The organism is Bradyrhizobium sp. WYCCWR15520 (genome assembly GCF_056174665.1).
On sequence record NZ_JBWBWM010000154.1, the window covers coordinates 1 to 869 of the forward strand.

An 869-nucleotide genomic window follows, 5' to 3' on the forward strand; every position below is an offset into this window, starting at 1 on the left:
ACACCACGGTTCAGCCCAAGAACGTGACGTTCCCCACCGACGCGAAGCTTCTAAACCGGGCGCGCGAGAAGCTGGTGCGGCTGGCGCAGCGCCATGGGGTGATTTTGCGTCAGTCCTATGCGCGGGTGGGCAAGTTCGCCCTGATCGAGCACCAGCGCTATGCCCACGCCAAGCAGTTCAAGCGCGCCAACCGGAAGCTCAAGACGCTGCGGACCTATCTGGGCCGCGTGATCCGCGACATCGGCCGCAAGATCGAGGGTAACAGCGGGCTCGAGGCGGCGTTCGCAAAGCTGCTGGCGCTGGCGCGGCGCGTGCGCGAGCAGCAGCAGCGTCAACGTGGGCCGAAGGTTTATTCCCTGCACGCGCCGGAGGTCGAGTGCATCGGCAAGGGCAAGGCCCACCGGCCTTACGAGTTCGGCGTCAAAGTCTCCGTCGCCACCACGATCGGCCACGCCAGGGGCGGCCAACTCGTCACCCATGTGAAGGCACTGCCCGGCAATCCCTATGACGGTCACACGCTGGCCACCGTGATCCCGGACATGGAGGCGCTCATCGGCAACATCATCGCGCGCCTCCTCGCCGACAAGGGATATCGCGGCCACAACGCCCCACCCGATTACAAGTTCAGGGTCTTCATCTCCGGCCAGAAGCGAGGAGTGACACCAAGGATCAAACGCCAATTGCGCCGCAGGGCCGCTGTCGAGCCCGTCATCGGCCATCTCAAAGCCGAGCACCGCATGGGCCGCAATTATCTCTGGTTCCGTCGCGGCGATGCAGCCAACGCCGTCCTCGCCGCCGCCGGCTACAACTTCCGCCGCCTCATCCGCTGGCTCAGGCTTTTGCTGCACCTCTTCCTGACCGCACTCTTC

1 protein-coding gene is annotated in these 869 nt (G+C 65.0%); it reads left to right on the top strand.

The genetic code is table 11. The features are described from left to right. The coding region (locus AC0QUY_RS42605) for an IS5 family transposase (protein ID WP_474417260.1) at positions 1–869 on the top strand (869 nt) is incomplete at both ends.